The sequence below is a fragment of the Nocardia barduliensis genome (assembly GCF_013315795.1).
Taxonomy (GTDB): domain Bacteria; phylum Actinomycetota; class Actinomycetes; order Mycobacteriales; family Mycobacteriaceae; genus Nocardia; species Nocardia barduliensis.
The window spans coordinates 1-3,242 of sequence record NZ_JABLTE010000232.1; the positions used below are offsets into that span (position 1 = coordinate 1).

Consider the following 3,242-nt stretch of genomic DNA (forward strand, 5'->3'; position numbering starts at 1 on the left):
CTCCCCCGCCCGCACATGCGCCAAGGCGATGAGCCCGACCACCACGAGCGCGGTGAGCAGGGCGGCGACGGCCAGCGCCGCGAAACCGACCTGGGCCTGCTCGACCCGGCGCATCGGATGTTCGCCACAGGCGCGCCGGCGCGCGAGAGACCGTGCGCCCCTGGCGTAATCGACCGTGCCGCCACCGGGACGAGCGCCGAGCGGGCGCCGATCGACCGCGGACCTGTGCGCGGGCGTGAGCGCCCGTGCGCGCGCACCGCCGCGCAGCATCAGCCGGGCGCTCTCGTATCCGAGATCGTCCTGTGCCGGATGCAGACCTGCGACGCCGCGATCGAGTTCGGCGGTCGTGTCATCGATGGAAGGGGTGCTATCGCTGAGCGCAGTGCGCATCGGACAAACCTCCGTGTGGGTGCTCCGTCGCCATACGAGCCGGACTGCGTGTTCGAACACTTGTGCACTCGCCATTCGCTCAAGTGTTCGAAGAACTGGTGTTCGATTTCTACCACGGTCCGGTGACAAAGTCAGCAGAAACGCCCGACATGCGTCGAACAGATGTTTGATCAAGCGACGCGACCGGACTAGATTCGAAGAACCGAAGACAGGACAGGTCATTGCAGACACATGCCGGGCACCCAACCGCCTGGCACGGCAGGAAAGGGCGGTTGCGGTGAGGCACACGGACGACACGGGCGACGAGACCGACGGCGGCGCCGACGCGGCGGGTACCGGGGCGGATCTCACCGTGCGTCAGCGCAAGGTGCTGGAGGTGATCCGCACCTCGGTGAGCGAGCGCGGCTATCCGCCGAGCATCCGGGAGATCGGCGACGCCGTGGGCCTCACGTCCACCTCGTCGGTCGCCCATCAGCTACGCGCCTTGGAGCGCAAGGGCTATCTGCGCCGCGATCCGAACCGGCCGCGCGCTGTCGACGTCCGTGGCCTGGACGAGGTGGTGCGGTCGGTGACCAGCCTGCCGGTGGCCGCGGTGGACGACGGCGAGGTCGCCGTCGACGTCGAACGGCCCGTCCCCACGTTCGTCCCGGTGCTCGGCCGGATCGCCGCCGGTGGCCCGATCCTGGCCGAACAGGCGGTGGAGGACGTCTTCCCGCTGCCGCGCGAACTGGTCGGCGACGGTTCGCTGTTCCTGCTGAAGGTCGTGGGCCAGTCCATGATCGACGCGGCGATCTGCGACGGCGACTGGGTGGTCGTGCGGCAGCAGAACGTGGCCGACAACGGCGACATCGTCGCGGCGATGATCGAGGGCGAGGCGACGGTGAAGACGTTCAAGCGCACCGGCAAGGACGTCTGGCTGATGCCGCACAACCCGGTCTTCGAGCCGATCCCCGGCAACGACGCGCAGATCTTGGGCAAGGTCGTCACGGTCATCCGCAAGATCTGACGGCAGGGGAGACGATAGCGAGATGGCCGCGCGGCACCTCCGCGCGGCCGTCGCTCGTCGCTGCGCGTGATCAGCTGCCGCCCACGCCGAGTGCGGTCAGGAGCACCAGCACCACGGTCGTCACGGCGAATACGCCGTGACCCGCGACGACGGCCACGGGGAAGTGCCCCTCGGGCGGTTCGGCCGTACCGGCGGAGCGGGCGCGGTAGGTGGGGATCCAGCGCAGCAACATCGCGAAGCCGAGGAGTGCGACCGGGATCAGCAAGACGAACGCGACCCACGCCAGTGATCGGGTGTCGATGAAGAGATACACGATCCAGAGGATCAATCCGGCCACCGCGAGCGCGAAGTGACCGAACACGACCGGCGCGGGCAGCTGGGTCGAATTCGGTTGCCGGGTACCGCCCTTGGCGATCCACGTGCCGAGCAGGAAGAAACCGCCACCCGCGGTGAGCAACCAGAAGATCAACGCGGCGATGCCCATGTGTGCCTCCTAAGGGGTTCGGTGCGTGAAGCCGCCTGCCTGGGTGACCTCGTCGGCGACGCGCACGCCGTAGCGATAGGCGAGCTTGCCGCCGAGATACCCGGAGATCGCCAACGCCACCAGGGCGGCCACCGACAACGCGAGCGGCCCGGCCCCGACCGGCGCGTCGGCGCCCTGCCGCCACACGAAGCCGATCGCGTAGGCGAGGGTCACCAGCAAGTTGAGGGTCATGTGCAGCAAGCCGGTGCGGAAGGCAGGCGTACCGGTCGGGATCGCGAGCAGATCGAGGAACCCGATCGTCGCCGCGACCAAGGCGCCGAGGACGCCGATCGCGATCAGCCACGACGATCCCCGGACCAGGAACTCCGGATCATCGACGAACCGCGACGCGAGGTCGAACACGACACTGGCGACCCAGGCGCCGATCGGCACGGTGACCAGGATCGGATGGAACGGATGCCCGTAAGGACCGGCCAGCCAGGCACTCACCGGCTTCTTCCCCTGCCGCGGATCTCCGCTCATCGCATACCTCCACTGAGGTCGATCCCCTTGCCTCGGGCGACCGCCACCGAACCCGGACCTTCCCGGCCCTGCCGACGCCGCTCGGCCCGTCCGCCATGGACCCCGCGCAGAGACCGGTGGACAGTCGCTCTCCGTGTGGGTGAATGGTGAGTTCATTTCGGTCGAATACGAAAGCGGCATACCCGCCACGCGGAACATCACACCGCGTATCGAAGAGACCGCCCTCTACCCGGAAATAATTCTGCGGCCGTCGAATGGGTATGCGGGCGATGCTCCGCTTTTCGATCGCCGGGGAACCGAAACACCGGCACACCTCGAGCGAATTCGCTCTTCCCTGCTACGTGGCGGGCCACATCAACATCGGCATCGGCATGCCGGGGAACATGCGATTCCACCAGTCGCGTGCCATCCCCATCATCTGATCCATCACGGTAGTTCACCTCCCCTCGGGCAGAGTCCGATACGTGAATCGGCCCATCGGGCACGGCGGCGAGGGAACGCGCCGGCACACCGTGAGAATCACCCGGAACAATTTCTGGGTGGCAATGAATTTTCGCCCGGGCAATCATCGGCGAATCCACGTGTCGCTCCTCGAAGTCGGGCTCGACAGCCATATACATCATACTCCGCACCAGGGCCGCCGAAAAACGTCGGCGAGCCTGCGGAATCAACTCCGTACCGTTCGATTCCGCACGACTCCCGCAGCGCTGATCAGCTTTTCGCCGGGCTCGGCCGCGATGCGAGTCGCCGGTTGGTGACCTCCAGCTGACGCACCGTCCCCGCCGCCAGAGCGTTCGTTTGGGCATCGTCCAGCCGCCCGCACAGCCGCCCCCCTGTCTC

The 3,242-nt window shown here is 67.5% G+C and carries 4 protein-coding genes; 1 reads left to right on the top strand and 3 read right to left on the bottom strand.

What is annotated here, in order from left to right; translation table 11 throughout:
• Positions 1-390: hypothetical protein (locus HOV91_RS38750; RefSeq protein ID WP_174190139.1), on the bottom strand; the 390-nt coding region annotated here is incomplete at its 3' end.
• A gap of 277 nt (positions 391-667) precedes the next feature.
• Between HOV91_RS38750 and lexA the strand changes: the two genes are divergently transcribed.
• Entirely contained in the window at positions 668-1,396 is a 729-nt protein-coding gene (lexA, locus tag HOV91_RS38755; RefSeq protein ID WP_174190140.1) for a transcriptional repressor LexA, read from the top strand.
• A gap of 70 nt (positions 1,397-1,466) precedes the next feature.
• Here lexA and HOV91_RS38760 read toward each other — a convergent pair whose 3' ends face one another.
• Entirely contained in the window at positions 1,467-1,880 is a 414-nt protein-coding gene (locus HOV91_RS38760) for a hypothetical protein (protein WP_174190141.1), read from the bottom strand.
• 9 nt (positions 1,881-1,889) lie between these two features.
• On the bottom strand, positions 1,890-2,402 hold the full coding sequence (locus HOV91_RS38765) for a DUF2231 domain-containing protein (protein WP_174190142.1): 513 nt from the start codon (positions 2,400-2,402) through the stop codon (positions 1,890-1,892).
• Between the last annotated feature and the right edge of the window lie 840 nt (positions 2,403-3,242).

What these genes read in the sequence shown, in the direction of transcription:
- HOV91_RS38760 (WP_174190141.1), bottom strand. Translation starts at nt 1,880, where the DNA reads ATGGGCATCGCCGCGTTGATCTTCTGGTTGCTCACCGCGGGTGGCGGT.
- HOV91_RS38765 (WP_174190142.1), bottom strand. Translation starts at nt 2,402, where the DNA reads ATGAGCGGAGATCCGCGGCAGGGGAAGAAGCCGGTGAGTGCCTGGCTG.